The sequence below is a fragment of the Pseudarthrobacter enclensis genome (assembly GCF_030811655.1).
GTDB lineage: Bacteria > Actinomycetota > Actinomycetes > Actinomycetales > Micrococcaceae > Arthrobacter > Arthrobacter enclensis_A.
This window is the reverse complement of the sequence record NZ_JAUSRE010000011.1, coordinates 54,399-68,701: the sequence shown is the minus strand read 5'-3', so window position 1 is coordinate 68,701 and position 14,303 is coordinate 54,399. Positions and strand designations below refer to the sequence as shown.

The following is a 14,303-nucleotide window of genomic DNA, read 5'->3' as shown; positions in this document are numbered from 1 at the left end:
GATTCATGGTCACAGCGCGTCCCGGAAACGGAAACCCAGGCCTGGCTGGCCCGCCAGGGTGACCCGGCTGTTCCCGAACCGGACCGGCGAGGGCCCGGCCAGGACGCCCAGCTGTTCGAAGGACGCCTCCTCCACGTCCTCCACCATGGTGGGTTCTGCCATGGTGAGCGCCAACTGCCCGGACAGCTCCGGCAGCAGGTGCGGCATCACCTTGATGCTGTGGGTCCGGGCCAGCTCCACGATCCGCCGGAACGGGGTAATGCCGCCCACCCGGATGATGTTGGGCTGGATGATGTCCACCGCCTCCGCTTCAATGAAATCGCGGAACCGGTAGATGGTGTGGAGGTTTTCGCCAAGGGCGATGGGCACGGGCGAGTGCTTCCGGAGCCTGCGGTAGGCCCAGAGGTCGTCGGCCCGGATCGGTTCCTCCAGCCACTCCAGCCCGAATTCGGCCAGCACATCGAGTGCGCGGAAGGTTGTGGGCAGGTCCCACCGCTGGTTCGCGTCGATCATGAGCCTGCGGTGCGGGCCCAGGACGGAACGGACGGCCTGCACGCGTTCGTAGTCTTCGCGGAGGTCCGGCTTGCCCACCTTGATCTTGACCGCCTGGTGGCCGGCAGCAACCCAGCGTTCGGCCTGGGCCACCAGCTCCTCGAGCGTGTAATGCAGGTTTACCCCGGACCCGTAGACCTCGGCGGACTCCTGCCGCTGCCCGATGAAGCCGGTAACGGACGTTCCGGCGCGGCGGGCCCGCAGGTCCCAGAGCGCAAGGTCCACACCAGCCATGGCGATGGTGGTCAGTCCCCCGCCGCCGGCCTCGTGCAGCCGCTTCCACAGCGCGTCCCACACCGTTTCCGGCTCGGCCGGAAGGCCGGTGACGAACGGGGCGATGTCGTAGTCCAGCAAGGCCTTGACTGCCTGGGGGCCGATGGTAGGTGTCCAGGAAAAGCCAAAGCCCGTGCCGCCGTCGTCCGTGTGAAGCTCGGTGGCGATCACATGGTTTTCGGGCGCCCCCGCACCCCAGTGCCGGCGGAGCGGAACGGTGAGTAGCCGGCTGGACAGGCCGCTGATCCGGGGAATGGTGCGGACGGTTTCGGCCGCGGGCGCGCTCATCAGCGGCCGGCCAGCTCGTAGCCCTTGGCCAGGATGGCCTTCAGCTCCACCAACTGCTCCTCCGTGGGGTCAACCAGCGGCGCCCGCACGGAACCGACCGGGAGGCCGCCCAGCCGCAGACCGGCTTTGATCAGGGAAACACCGAAGCCGGGGGTCTGGTCGCGGAGGCGGACCAGGGGCGCATAGAAGCCCTCCAGGAGCGCGTTGCGGCGGTCCTCGTCGCCGGAGACGTAGGCGTCGTAATACGCCTTGGCGATCTCCGGCGCCATCGCGAACGCGGCCGACGAATACAGCGGGATGCCCAGGCCGCGGTAGGCGCCCTGGGTCAGTTCCGCGGTGAGCAGGCCGTTGAAGAAAGCAAAGTCAGTCCGTCCGGTGGCCTTGACGGCGGTCACGATCTCCTGGGCCAGGCCAACGTCGCCCAGGCCGTCCTTGAAGCCGATGACCTTGGGGTTGGCGGCGAGCTTGGCCATGGCCGCGGCAGTGAACTTTGCGTTGCCGCGGTGGTAGACGATGACCGGCAGGCTGCCGGCGTTCGCCACGGCCTCGATGTAGGCCACCAAACCGTCGGTGGGGCCGGTCACCAGGTACGGCGGCAGCACCAGGAGGGCATCGGCGCCTGCTTCCTCGGCGGCGCGCGCCGCGGCGAGCGCATGGCCCAGCGGTCCGCCCGCACCTGCCACCACCGGAACCTTGCCGGCAACAACTTCGACGGCGGCCGCCACCACGGTACGGACCTCATCGATGCTGAGGGCGTGGAATTCCCCGGTCCCGCAGGCAGGGAAAACGCCGCCGGGTCCGAACGGCAGCCGGGAGCCGATGTGTTCCTTGAGCAGTTCAACGTCCACCGCCCCTTCGGCCGTGAACGGGGTGACGGGGAAGAAAAGTACGCCGTCGAATTTCATGATGCCTCCTTGCCCCGGTTGCCGGCGGTCACCAGCGTGGAGGCGTCGTCGTTGAGGATGGACTTGAGTTCGGTGCGCCAGCTGCGCTTGGGCTGCCAGCCGAGCAGTTCCTGTGCCTTGGCGATGGAGAACGCGGGGCTGGTGCCGCTAAGGCCGGCGCTGAGGGCTTCGCATCCTGGCAGGAACCTGGGGATCAGCTCCGCAAGGGGCGCGGTGGCAAGCGCATCTGCTGCCCCTACGAAGAAGGTTTCCCCGTTCGGGATGTCCGGCATCTTCTGCAGCAGCAGGTCCAGGAAGTCGGCCACGTCCCGCGCATCGACATAGTTGAACAGTGCCGGCGCGGAGAGGGCCGGGTCTGCCAGCCGTTCGGCCAGGGTGTGGCCCTGCTGGGTGGGGGCGCCCTCCCACTCCTCTGGGGATATGACGAAGCACGGCCGGAACGCCGCGTAGCGGATCTTCTCCCCCTGGGCTGCGGCGAACATCTGCATGGTCTGCTCTGCGATGAGCTTGGACAGCGCGTAGGCGTTCCAGGGCTTGGGCGGGGTCCGTTCATCCAGCGGGAACGACGGCGGCAGCCAGCCCGCCGGGCAGCCGTAGCCGAGGACAGTGGGGCTGCTGGCAGTGACGATCTTCGGCACCCCCACCTGCGTCGCCGCGCTGATCACGGCGAAGGCGAGCCGGGTGTTGGTGGTGAAGATGACGTCCTCCGGCGCGCTGAACGGCACGGCGATTGCCGCAAGGTGGATGACGGCGTCGGGCTTTGTTGCCTCGATCAGCCGCAAGGCCTCCCCCGGCGCAAGCAGGTCCGTGGTTTCCTGCACGACGCCGGGCGGCAGCAGTCCAGCGGGCACGCCGTCGCGGTCTACCGAGACCACTTGGTGACCCGACCGGGCCAGTCCGGCCACCACGCTGCGGCCCAGGCGGCCGGAGCCGCCGGTGACAAGTATCCTGCTCATGGTTTGTCCCTTACTTGCCGCGGCGGAGGTCGGCGCCAAGATCCAGGTCCTCGACCCTGACGGGCAGGGACGTTTCCAGGGAGCGGTTGCCGGCGATGCCCACCGACACCGAGCGCAGCCCGTCCAGGTAGCCGGAGGGACGGCCCAGCGGATCCTCGCCCGGCCCGTTGAAAAGGTCCGAGAGCAGGAGCTCGTCGCCGCCGCCGTGGCCGCCTTCGCCGTTGATGATGGGCACCTCGTACGCGGCCTCCCAGTGGCGCTGGACCACCAGCCGTTCGCCGTTCCGGCGCACCGCGTCCTCTTCCTCGATGGGGGTGGCGCTGGGGTCAACCACGGTCTTTTGGTCCGCGCTGTGCAGGACCGCGGCACGCTCCACCACTTCGAGTTCGGCCCTTCCCTCGGTACCGTTGACGGCCACGCGGTAGCCTTCCCACGGGCTGTGGGCGTTCAGTGAGTAGCTCAGCCGCGGGCCGCCCTGGTATTCCACCACCAGTGCCAGGTTGTCCTCGATGGTGATGCCGCCGGTGAACACGTCCTGGTCCCGGCGGTAGCCGTCGTAGTGCTCGTTGTCCAGGAAGAGGGCCTTGAGCCGCTCGTCCTCCCTCAGGTCAAGCGCGAAGGGATCCTTTTCGCCGGCAGGCGCCTCGGCGTCGGGCGTGCCGCGCTCGGGGCGTGGACCCAGGCCGCGCTCGGCGGCGTTCTTGTCGCCGTAGAACTTCAGGCCGCCCGAGGCGAAGACGCGTTCCGGAACGTCGTCGATCCACCAGTTGACCAGGTCGAAGTGGTGCGATGCCTTGTGGATGAGCAGACCGCCGGAATTCTTCTTCTCACGGTGCCAGCGGCGGAAGTAGTCGGCGCCGTGCACGGTGTCCAGAACCCAGCTGAAGTCGATGGAGGTCACTTTGCCGATCACGCCGCTCTGGATGATTTCCTTGAGGGCGCTGTTGCGCGGCGAGTAGCGGTAATTGAATGTGACCACCACGTTGCGGCCGGTTTCGTGGACAGCCTGGACGATGCGTCGGCAGCTTTCCGCGTCGATGGTCAGGGGCTTTTCGACGACGACATCGGCTCCCGCGCGCAGGCCCTCCACGATGTAGTCGGCATGGGTGTAGTCGGGGGTGGTGACGATGATGCGGTCGATGTTGTTTGCCTGGACGAAGGCGGTGAGGTCTGCGGGCTCAAACGACGCCACCGGCCCCGGCGATCCCAGTTCCTGGATGAGCTTCTGGTAGAACTCCACGCGGCCCGGGTTAACGTCGGAAAACGCCACCAGTTCGGCGGTGTCCGCGTGTTTTCCGAAGATGGCGCGGATGTACATCTCGGAACGGCCGCCGGTCCCGATGAGCGCGATACGCGCCCTGCCCGAAGCCGTGCCGTGCCGGGAAGCAGCGTGGGCCGGCGTCGTTTGCGCTGTGTTGACCATGGGGTCCCTTTCGAAAGCTCAGTACCGGCCGACGGGACGGCCGTTGGTGTTCGCTGGCGTTTCTCGGCGCCAGCTACTCGAGAAAGCGTTTTCTCGATCCGGTTATAAAATTTGTACCAACCTCACAGCCGATCCGTCAACCGTTCTCCGCACTAATGGAAACCGCTTTCTCATTCAGGCGCGTCAGCACTGAAACCGACATCGCCCGTGAAACACTGAAAAGCGGAAGAAACCGCTTTCATGCTCCGTTATATGCTGTGGTTTCACGCTCAAGGAAGGGTTCCCCCATGGCCAGGAAATCGGCAAGCGGCCGGATCGGCATCGCGGATGTCGCCGTAAAGGCCGGAGTATCCCATGCCACCGTTTCGCGGGTCATGAACGGGAATTTCACCGTGGATCCGGAAATCGCTGCCAGGGTACGTGCGGCTGCGGCGGAGCTGAAGTACCAGCCCAATCCGGTGGGACGCAGCCTGGCCCTTGGCAAAACGGACACCATCGGCATCGTGGTGCCGGACCTGGCCAACCCCACGTTCCAAGCCATTCTTCGCGGCCTGAGCCGGGCAGCAGCCCAGGACGGTTACCGCGTGCTCATCGCAGACTCGTTCGAAGTTTCCAGCGAGGAGTCCATCCTTGCCGGCGAGGCACGCCGGCGGTGCGACGGACTGGTCCTGTGCGCCCCGCGAATGTCGGATGCCGAACTGGAGGAGATCGCACCGTCGCTGCATCCCCTGGTCCTGATCAACCGGACCACCGCGGCGCCGGGCGTTCCCAGCCTGGTGGTTGACTACGGCCAGGGCGTCCAGGACATTGCGGAGCACCTGGTGGAACTGGGCCATGCGCGGCTGGCCTTCCTGGCAGGCCCGCACGGGAGCGCCTCCAACGACATGCGGCTCAAGGGGCTGGAGGCGTTCATGGCCGCCCACCCGCACGTTGACGTAACCATGCTGGAGGGCGGCTCGGATTTCGACACCGGCCATGAAGCCGTCGATGCCGTACTGGCCAGCGGGGCCACCGGAATCCTGGCCTTCAACGACCTGGTGGCCATGGGCCTGATGAGCGGCCTGCACGAGCGCGGGCTGGAGGTTCCCGGCGACATCTCCGTGACCGGCTTCGATGACATCCCCTTTGCCAGGTATACGACGCCGGCCCTCACCACCGGGGCGGTGCCCATTACCGAGCTGGGCGAGCAGGCATGGCGCCAGCTCCGGGCCCTGATCCGCAAGGAAGGTGACGAGCCTCCCGGCGGCTGGTACCAGCCGCGCCTGGAAGTCCGGGCCAGCACGGGACCGGCGAAAGCGCCGCGGACCACAGTCCACGGCTGATATGGGCTAGGCGGGCGGCGGTTTCAGGAGTACATCGATAAAATCGCGCAGGCCGTCCGCCACGTCCACGCCTTTGTCATAGAGCCACTGCAGCTGCAGGCCATCGGAGACGGCCACCACCATGCGGGCCAGGTCCTCCGCCGGCAGGTCCGAGCGGGCCGCCCCCTCTGATTGTCGGCGTTCAATGTCCGCCGCCAGCACGCCGACCACCTCGGCGTAGCGTTCCTTGAAGTAGGCGTGCGAGTCGTGGTCAGGATCGTTGGCGGTGGCGGATGCCACGGCGTACAGCGTGGTCAGCCCGGGTTCGCGGCGGTTCCGTTCCGCGGAGCGCACCATCAGCGCCAACCCCGCCTGGTCCGCTTCCATTGCCGCGAGGCTGCGCCGGTCACGCTCAGCCAGGACGGCGGTCAAGAGTTCCTGCTTGCCCCGGAAGTAATGGAAAAGGGTTGCTTCCCTCACCCCGACCAGCTCTGCCACGCGCTTGAGCGCCGTGCCTTCAAAGCCTTCGGTAGCGAAGACGTCCGTGGCCGTCTGGATGATCTGTTCCCGGCGTTCCGCGCCTTTGGCGTACTGGCCGCGCGGCTTTGATGAAGGCATCAGGCCAGTGTATTTCAACGCCAATTCAAAAAACCTAGTCACACTAGGTTTTTGCGGGTACCATCTTCTGCAGGACCCAACGGAGGGTCACTTTTTTGTCAGGAGGCATCGTGGCCATCAAGACCATCAGCGAGGATTCCGCAGGACTGCCTGCCGGCGGAACGCCCTCAAACACCGTTTCAAACCCCAGCACTGCTTCAACGTCCAGCACCTCAACCGTCCCCGCCGGGGCACCAATCCGCACACCCCGTGCCTACGTGATCGGCATGCCCATTGCCAGCGCCGGGCTCTGGATGGCCGTCCTGGCCCCGGCCCTGGTAGTACTGGCCATCAAAGTTTCAGAAATCACCACCCCGGAAACGCGTGCCGGCGCGCTCAGCCTGGTTGCCGGCGTCGGAGCCCTTATCGCACTGCTGGCCAACCCCTTTTTCGGCCGGCTCAGTGACCGCACCACATCCCGCTTCGGCATGCGCAAGCCATGGATTGTGGGCGGCTCGCTGGCAGGCCTGGCATCCCTGGTGCTGCTGGGTTCTGCCACCAACGTGACGGGAGTCCTGGTTGCCTGGGTCCTCGCCCAGCTCAGCTTCAATGCGGCGCTGGCGGCCCTGGTGGCCACCCTCCCCGACCAGACAGCGCCCACCGAGCGCGGCCGCCTCTCAGGCCTCATCGGGATGACGTTGCCGGTGGGCCTCGTTGCCGCCGCGTTCTTTGCCCAGCTGTTCGACAACGCCTTCCAGATGGCCGTGGTCCCCGGCATGGTGGGAACCGCCGTGACCCTCGTCTTCGCCTTCACCTTCAAGGACCGCGTGCTGACGGAAAAGCCTGCCCCGCTCAACCTGCGGGAGATCGCAGGCTCCTTCTACTTCAACCCCCGCACCTACCCGGGCCTGGGGTGGGCCTGGTTCACCAAGTTCCTGGTCTACATGGGCTACTGCGCCGGCTTGCTGTACCTGCCCTACTTCTTCGCGGACCACCTCCACGTTGCAGAAACCGCCGTTCCGGGACTCGTTTTCCAGGCGACCCTGGTCAGCTCCGCGGGAACCGTGGTGACCAGCATCGGCGGCGGCTGGATCAGCGACCGGATCGGAAAGCGCAAGGCCATGGTCATTGCCTCCGCGATCATCATGATGGCGGGCCTGATGGTCATTGCCACCAGCAGCACCACGGACCAGGTCCTGCTGGGGCAGGCCCTCGCCGGCCTGGGCCTTGGCTGCTTTGGTGCGGTGGACGTGGCCCTCATCGCGGACCTCCTCCCTGGAAGCCAGAGCGAGAACGCCAAGACGTTCGGCGTTTTCAATATCGCCCAGGCCCTGCCCCAGTCCCTCGTACCCGCCATCGCCTTCCCGGTGATCACCCTCGGCGGCTACCCGGCCCTCTTCATCGGCGGAGCCGTCGTCGGCATCATCGGCGCCGTCCTCGTCACCCGCATCAAAGGAGTCAAGTAAATGAATCCCACACTTTCCCCCGCCGTCACAGCGCCTGCGGCCGGCTCACCGGATGCGGAGGCACGCATCCGCGAACTGGCTGAACGCCTCACCCTCGAGGAGCAGATCCAGTTGCTGACAGGCGCCGATGTCTGGGCAACGCATGCACTGCCCTCCATCGGCCTCTCCCGCGTCGTCATGTCCGACGGCCCCTCCGGTGTCCGGGGCGAAGACTTCGATGAGCGGCACGACTCGGTGTCCTTGCCGTCGTCGTCCGCGCTGTCCGCCACCTGGAGCGTGGAGACGGCGCGCCGGTACGGCCAGGTCCTGGGGCAGGAGGCCCGCCGCAAGGGCGTCCACGCCGTCCTGGGCCCCACCATCAACCTGCACCGGTCACCGCTGGGCGGCAGGCACTTTGAATGCATGAGCGAGGACCCGCGCCTGACCGCCACCATGGCCGCCGGCTACGTTGCCGGGGTCCAGTCGATGGGCGTGGGCGCGACTCCGAAGCACTACCTCGCCAACGAGGCTGAAACCGAGCGCTTCACCTCCAACTCGGTGGTGGGCCAGCGGCCCCTGCGGGAGCTTTACCTGGCAGCCTTCGAGGACGCCATCACCGAGGCGCGCGCCTGGCTGGTGATGAGCTCCTACAACTCCATCAACGGCACCACCGCCAGCGAAAACGAGCTGCTGAAGACTCCCCTGTCCACGGAGTGGGGCTTCGACGGTGTGGTTGTCTCCGACTGGACCGGTGTCCGCTCCGTGGAAGCCGCCAACGCCAACCAGGACCTGGAGATGCCGGGACCGGTGGGCCACTGGGGCCCCAAGCTGCTGGCGGCCGTGAATGACGGCCGGGTCAGCCGGTCCGCCATCCTCGAAAAGGTCATCAGGATCCTCCGGCTGGCCGCCCGCGTGGGCTCCCTCGACGGCGTCTCCCCCGCCGTGACGGAGCTCCCGGCACCCCTCAACCCGGCCGCCGTCGCCCGTGAAGTGGCGGTCCGTGGCGCCGTCCTGGTCCGCAACCGGGACGGCCTCCTGCCCCTGGATCCGCAGGCCCTGGCACGCGTGGCCGTCAGCGGCCACAATGCAGAGGAAGCACGCACGCAGGGCGGCGGCAGCGCCACCGTCATGCCCAAGCAGAACGTCTCGCCGCTTGAGGGCCTGCGGGAAGCGCTGCCGGGCGTCAGCGTGAGCTACGCCCGCGGCGCCAAGGTTGCAGAGGGCCTGCAGGCCTTCTCCCGAGCCTCGCTGCACAACCCCGTGTCCGGAGTGCCCGGCATGCGGGTGACCTTCCTGGCGGAGGATCGTTCGGAAATCTCGGGCGAGGACCGTCTGGCCTCGCACCTGATCTGGTTCGGTGTCGGCATCCCGGAGGGGACCGCGGCCATCCGCATGGAAGCGGACTGGACCGCACCGAGGGCGGGCGTCCACCACCTGGGCGTGGGCACCGTGGGCCGGATCCGGCTGTCCCTGAACGGTGACGAGGTGTTCAACGGCGAGATCGAGGATGACACCGACGTGCTCGGCGCGGCCCTGTTCGATCCGCCCAAGACCGTCCACCCGGTGACCACTGCCGCGGGAGACGCGGTCCGGATCGAGGCCGTGTACGAGCTGCCCACGAACCAGGCCATCCCCTTCACGGCCATCCTCCTGGGCGAGGAAACGGTGGTGGAGGACCCGCAGGCCGAGATCGACGCGGCCGTGGAGGCCGCCCGGACCGCCGACGTAGCCGTGGTTGTGGTGGGAACCAGCGCAGCCATCGAATCCGAGGGCTTCGACCGCCAGGACCTGGACCTCCCGGGCCGGCAGAACCAACTGGTGGAGGCGGTAGCGGCCGTGAACCCGCGCACCGTGGTGGTGGTGAACTCCGGTTCACCGGTCCTTATGCCGTGGCTGGACCGGGTGGGCGCCGTCCTGCTGGGCTGGTTCGGCGGCCAGGAATTCGGCCGGGCCCTCGCCGACATCCTGCTGGGCGCCGAGGAACCGGGCGGCCGCCTGCCCACCACCTGGCCCGCGGCCCTGTCCGACGTCCCGGTCCTGGACACCCACCCGGTTGACGGCAACGTGGTCTACTCCGAGGGCATCCACGTCGGCTACCGCGCCTGGCTGAAGCAGCAGGCTTCGGGCGGTGCCGCCCCGGCCCTTCCCTTCGGCTACGGCCTGGGCTACACCACCTTCGAGCTCGGCACGGCCCACGCACGCGAGTCGGTCCCGGCCGGCGCTGACGTGACGGTCCACGTTCCGGTCCGAAACACCGGAAGCCGGTCCGGCCGCGAAGTGGTGCAGGTGTACCTGGACCGCCCCGATTCCGCGGTCGAGCGGCCCGTCCGCTGGCTCGCCGGCCACGCCGGAACGCATCTGGCGCCGGGCGGCACGGAGAGCGTGGAAGTCCGGATCCCGGCCCGCTCCTTCGCGCATTACGACGGCGGCTGGCAGTTTGAGCCCGGCATCTTCCGGATCCTCGTGGGCCGGCACTCCGGAGACGACTTCCAGATTTTGGAAATCGAGGTCCGCTAGTCCCCTCGGCCGGGCTGGGCGGGATTATCCCTGCCCAGCCCGGCCTCTTTGTAGAACCCCTCGATGTGGGCAGCCACCAGCTCCGCCGCCCTGGCGCCGTCGCCGCTCCTGACCGCAGCAAGGATGGCGTGGTGCTCAGTGCGCAAACGCGATGCCGTGGTACCCCAGTCCGGCAGGTGGGATGTCAGCTCGGCGGCGTATCCCTGGATTGATTCCCGCAGCGATCCCATCATGGCGCTGACCACCGCGTTCCCTGCGGCGTTGGCCAGGGCCAGATGGAACCGGACATCGAGGGCCAGGAACTCGCCCACCGGGATGTCTTCCGGGGCATCCATGGCGCCCAGGAGTGCGGCCGCCTCCTCAAGTTCGGGCGCACCCCGGCGGGCGTGGGCGGCGGCCCAGGACTCCAGCAGGACGCGGGTCTGCACGATGTCCGCCACGGGAAGGTGCTGGGTGGCCACGTGCAGCCGAAGGGCCGAGCCGAGCGCCGCCGTGGGATCCGAGATCACCACCGTCCCGGCGTCGGGGCCGGAGCCAACACCGGAGCGCACCGCGCCCATGGCTTCCAGAATCCGGATGGCCTCGCGGACGGAGGTCCTGGAGACTTTGAGCTGTTCCGCCAGGGCGCGCTCGGCCGGGAGCCTGCCCCCTACGGCGAGGTTGCCGGCCGATAGTTGATCCTCGATCCAGTGCAGGACCAGCTGGTGGGTGCGCATATCCAAATAGTAGTTGATGTGGTTGGACCATATGACCTAGAGTGTGGTTGGACCATAGGAGGAGCAATGACGCACACCATTCAGCCCAACAATCCCGAGGCCACCCCGGCCCCGGATGCCACGGACGTCCCCACAGCCCCGGCACCTGCCAAGGCTCCGTCGTCGACCGCCCTGCCCGACGCACTCAGGCGCCGCGTCCCCAAGTACTCGGACCTCGCGCCCCTGATGCAGTTCAAGAAGCCGGAGTTCAGCAAGGAGGCGCGGCTGAAGCGGGCCAGCACCATCTGGGAGCTCCGCGCCATGGCCAAGCGCCGCACGCCCAAGGCCCCCTTTGACTACACTGACGGCGCCGCCGAAGACGAGATCACCCTCCGCCGTGCGCGGCAGGCGTTCCTGGACATCGAGTTCCGTCCGGGCATCCTGCGCAACGTCTCCGCCATCGACCTCAGCACGGAGATCCTGGGCAAGCCGTCACGGCTGCCCGTCGGCATAGCCCCCACCGGTTTCACGCGCATGATGCAGTCCGAGGGCGAGTATGCCGGGTCGCAGGCAGCCGAGGCCGCCGGCATCCCATACACGCTGTCTACCATGGGCACTGCTTCCATCGAGGATGTGGCCGCGGCTGCTCCCAACGGGCGCAACTGGTTCCAGCTGTACCTGTGGACGGACCGGGACCGCTCCCTGGAACTGATCGAACGCGCCGCCAAGGCCGGAAATGACACACTCATGGTCACCGTGGACACCGCAGTGGCCGGCGCCCGGCTCCGGGACGTCCGCAACGGCATGACCATCCCGCCGGCGCTGACGCTCAAGACCGTGCTTGATGCCTCCTACCGGCCGGCCTGGTGGTTCAACTTCCTCACCCACGAGCCGCTGACCTTCGCCTCGCTGTCCCGTTACACCGGCACCGTTGCGGACCTGATCAACTCCATGTTCGATCCAACTCTGACCTTCGAGGACCTTGACTGGCTGCGCGAAACCTGGAAGGGCAAGCTGGTGGTCAAGGGCATCCAGACCGTGGAGGACGCCCGCCGCGTGGTGGACCACGGCGCGGACGGCGTGGTGCTGTCCAACCACGGCGGCCGCCAGCTCGACAGGGCACCCATCCCGTTCCACCTGCTCCCCGAGGTCAAGCAAGCCTTCACCGCAGACAACAGCGATGCGGCCATCATCCTGGACACCGGCATCATGAGCGGCGCGGACATCGTGGCGGCCCTGGCCCTGGGCGCGGACTTCACCCTGATCGGCCGCGCCTACCTCTACGGCCTGATGGCCGGTGGGCGCGCGGGCGTGGACCGGACCCTGCAGATCCTGGAAAAGGACATGGCCCGCACCATGGCCCTGCTGGGCGCCAGCCGCATATCAGAGCTGACCCCGGACCACGTTCGGCTGCCGGGCAACTAAAGGGGCTACTTCTTCCGGCCGAATTTCGGCAGGTTGGCCAGCAGGTCAGCGGCCTTGGTGGCGGCACGGCCAACGGTGCGGCCGATCTGCTGCGGAACGGTGTCATCGCTCAACGGGGCGGCGGTACCACCGGGAATCACGACGGCGGGACTCAGTTCCGCTCCTTCGCGCACCAATACGGCCGACGGAACTTCGTCCGTCGTTGCCGCCGCAGGTTGCGCGGGCGCCGGTTCCTGGGGCCGCGCGGCGGTGGGCAGCGACGCTGCCGCCGCAACACCCTCCCGGAGGTGGGCCGGGACTGCCTGGTCCGGTCCGCCGGCCACTTTCCCGGGTGCTTCCGTGGCAGCAGCTGAGGCGGCCGCCGCGGCGCCGGAGCCGACGTCGAACGTCTCCAGCCAGCTGGCGATGCCCTCCAACGGTCCCCGGTTCAGGGCGTAGTAGCGCTTCTGGCCCTGGGCGCGCATGCTGACCAGTTGCGCTTCACGCAGGACTTTCAGGTGCTTGGAAATGGTGGGCTGGCTCGCCGCCAGTTCCTCCACCAACTCCCCCACGGCTTTGTCCCCCGTCCGGAGGGCCACCAGGATGTCCCGCCGGGTGGATTCCGCTATGACGGCAAATACGTCGTCTGTCACCATGCCTCCCACCCTAGCGACATATACGCCGAAAGGCATCAACTATTTCGGCCGTCCGCGCTTTCTGCGAACCGGCACCTAATCGAACCAGGGGTCCAGGCCGTGCAGCGGGAACACGGCCTTGCGCGTGGCCATGACAGTGCGGTCCACGGCGTCGTTGGGGTCGAAACCCACCTCCCACGACCGCCACCACAGCTCCACCTCGTCCCCCATGAGCGCGGGAGCATCGACGCCGAACTTCTCCACCACGTACCGGCGCCAGTCCCCGGGCACCGGGGTCCGCAGCGGCACGGGGCGTCCCGCGGCGATGGCCACCAGGTGGCTCCAGGCGCGCGGCACCACGTCCAGTACGTTGTAGCCCCCGCCGCCCGTCGCGATCCAGCGGCTGCCGCAGTAGCGCTCGGCGAGATGTCCGACGGCGTTCGCTGCCTCGCGCTGTCCGTCAACGCTGAGGTTGAGGTGCGTGAGGGGGTCACTGCGGTGTGAATCGCAGCCGTGCTGGCTGACGATGACCTCCGGTTCGAAAGCACCCACCAGTTGCGGCACCACGGCGTAGAAGGCCCGCAGCCAGCCGGCGTCAGCGGTGCCTGCGGGCAGTGCGAGATTCACGGCCGTCCCCTCCGCTGCGGGGCCACCAATTTCGTTGGCAAAGCCGGTCCCCGGAAAAAGGGTGAGGCCTGTTTCGTGCAGCGAGATGGTGAGGACACGCGGGTCGTCCCAAAAAATGTTCTGCGTTCCGTCCCCATGGTGGGCATCGACATCGATATAGGCCACTTTGTGTACGCCGCCGTCGAGCAGTTTCTGCACCGCCATTGCCGCGTCGTTATAGATGCAGAATCCGCTGGCGCGGTCCCTGGCGGCATGGTGCATGCCGCCGCCGAAGTTCACGGCATGCACGGCCGTACCCTCCAATATGCGCCGGGCCGCCATCACCGACCCGCCGGCCAGGCGGGCAGCCGCCTCGTGCATGCCTGCAAACGCGGGGTCATCCTCAGTGCCCAGCCCCCGGGATTCGTCCGGCCGGGAGGGGTCGGCACTGACCCTGCGGACTGCAGCCACATAGCCGGGTGAGTGGACGGACTGCAGGTCGGCGTCGGAAGCCACTTCCGGCGCCGCCACGTCAACATGCTCCAGGTCGAACAGGCCCAGGCTGCGGGCCAGCCGGGCGGTCAGGTCCATCCGCTCCGGCGCCATAGGGTGCCCCGGGCCGAAGTTGTAGGCTGTCATGTCAGGACTCCACGCCACCACCGTAGGCGGCGAGGGCTGGCTGAGGCCGGGCAGGTATGTCATCAAT

Annotated in this window: 12 protein-coding genes; 4 read left to right on the top strand and 8 right to left on the bottom strand. The window is 67.7% G+C overall.

The window, feature by feature from the left end; genetic code table 11:
* Positions 1-9: 9 nt before the first annotated feature.
* Genes J2X98_RS11930 through J2X98_RS11915 form a run of 4 tightly spaced genes read right to left on the bottom strand, consistent with a single transcriptional unit; the run spans position 10 to position 4,397 of the window.
* Positions 10-1,113 (bottom strand): mandelate racemase/muconate lactonizing enzyme family protein, encoded by a 1,104-nt coding sequence (locus tag J2X98_RS11930; protein ID WP_307308291.1) that lies wholly within the window; start codon positions 1,111-1,113, stop codon positions 10-12.
* Positions 1,113-2,018, bottom strand: a complete 906-nt coding sequence (locus tag J2X98_RS11925) for a 5-dehydro-4-deoxyglucarate dehydratase (protein ID WP_307308288.1) — start codon at positions 2,016-2,018, stop codon at positions 1,113-1,115. Before J2X98_RS11925 ends, J2X98_RS11930 begins: the two co-directional genes overlap by 1 nt.
* A complete protein-coding gene (locus tag J2X98_RS11920; protein WP_307308286.1) occupies positions 2,015-2,974 on the bottom strand; it encodes an NAD-dependent epimerase/dehydratase family protein in 960 nt (319 codons plus the stop codon). The genes J2X98_RS11925 and J2X98_RS11920 overlap by 4 nt, the downstream gene beginning before the upstream one ends.
* Before the next feature lie 10 nt (positions 2,975-2,984).
* Positions 2,985-4,397 carry a Gfo/Idh/MocA family protein gene (locus J2X98_RS11915; RefSeq protein WP_307308285.1) on the bottom strand — a complete coding sequence of 471 codons (1,413 nt, stop codon included), beginning with the start codon at positions 4,395-4,397 and terminating at the stop codon, positions 2,985-2,987.
* Between the two features lie 287 nt (positions 4,398-4,684).
* Here J2X98_RS11915 and J2X98_RS11910 point away from each other — a divergent pair, with 287 nt between their 5' ends.
* Positions 4,685-5,719, top strand: coding sequence for a LacI family DNA-binding transcriptional regulator (locus J2X98_RS11910; protein ID WP_141946014.1), 1,035 nt, complete (start codon positions 4,685-4,687; stop codon positions 5,717-5,719).
* 6 nt (positions 5,720-5,725) lie between these two features.
* On the opposite strand, the gene J2X98_RS11905 is transcribed toward J2X98_RS11910, so the two are convergent.
* Positions 5,726-6,316 (bottom strand): TetR/AcrR family transcriptional regulator, encoded by a 591-nt coding sequence (locus J2X98_RS11905; protein ID WP_307308279.1) that lies wholly within the window; start codon positions 6,314-6,316, stop codon positions 5,726-5,728.
* Between the two features lie 110 nt (positions 6,317-6,426).
* On the opposite strand from J2X98_RS11905, the gene J2X98_RS11900 reads away from it, so the two are divergent.
* Entirely contained in the window at positions 6,427-7,761 is a 1,335-nt protein-coding gene (locus tag J2X98_RS11900) for an MFS transporter (RefSeq protein WP_307308277.1), read from the top strand.
* Positions 7,762-10,257: a beta-glucosidase family protein gene (locus tag J2X98_RS11895; protein WP_307308274.1), complete on the top strand. Its 2,496-nt coding sequence runs from the start codon at positions 7,762-7,764 to the stop codon at positions 10,255-10,257.
* Here J2X98_RS11895 and J2X98_RS11890 read toward each other — a convergent pair.
* On the bottom strand, positions 10,254-10,973 hold the full coding sequence (locus J2X98_RS11890) for a FadR/GntR family transcriptional regulator (RefSeq protein ID WP_307308272.1): 720 nt from the start codon (positions 10,971-10,973) through the stop codon (positions 10,254-10,256). The genes J2X98_RS11895 and J2X98_RS11890 overlap by 4 nt on opposite strands.
* Before the next feature lie 66 nt (positions 10,974-11,039).
* Here J2X98_RS11890 and J2X98_RS11885 point away from each other — a divergent pair, with 66 nt between their 5' ends.
* Positions 11,040-12,377, top strand: a complete 1,338-nt coding sequence (locus J2X98_RS11885) for an alpha-hydroxy acid oxidase (protein WP_307308268.1) — start codon at positions 11,040-11,042, stop codon at positions 12,375-12,377.
* A gap of 5 nt (positions 12,378-12,382) precedes the next feature.
* On the opposite strand, the gene J2X98_RS11880 is transcribed toward J2X98_RS11885, so the two are convergent.
* Both J2X98_RS11880 and J2X98_RS11875 read right to left on the bottom strand, forming a co-directional pair.
* On the bottom strand, positions 12,383-13,012 hold the full coding sequence (locus J2X98_RS11880) for an ArsR/SmtB family transcription factor (RefSeq protein ID WP_141945999.1): 630 nt from the start codon (positions 13,010-13,012) through the stop codon (positions 12,383-12,385).
* Between the two features lie 75 nt (positions 13,013-13,087).
* Positions 13,088-14,299 carry an acetoin utilization protein AcuC gene (locus tag J2X98_RS11875; RefSeq protein WP_307308265.1) on the bottom strand — a complete coding sequence of 404 codons (1,212 nt, stop codon included), beginning with the start codon at positions 14,297-14,299 and terminating at the stop codon, positions 13,088-13,090.
* Positions 14,300-14,303: the final 4 nt, after the last annotated feature.